We start from the raw sequence: 239 nt of genomic DNA, 5'->3' as shown, positions 1-239 counted from the left end.
GATCATCCCCGCATGCGCGGGGAGCACGATAGGGGGGCTCTCATGACATCCGGCGGCTCGGGATCATCCCCGCATGCGCGGGGAGCACGGCACATGCACCAGCGCGGCGGACGAGTGGGGAGGATCATCCCCGCATGCGCGGGGAGCACTCGTAGCATCCGTCGATCGACAGGTCGCCGTCGGGATCATCCCCGCATGCGCGGGGAGCACGGGTGCCTCGACGCCGGGGCATACGAGCG

This window comes from Olsenella uli (assembly GCF_901212675.1).
Lineage (GTDB): Bacteria > Actinomycetota > Coriobacteriia > Coriobacteriales > Atopobiaceae > Parolsenella > Parolsenella uli_B.
Note: the sequence above shows the minus strand (reverse complement) of the source record.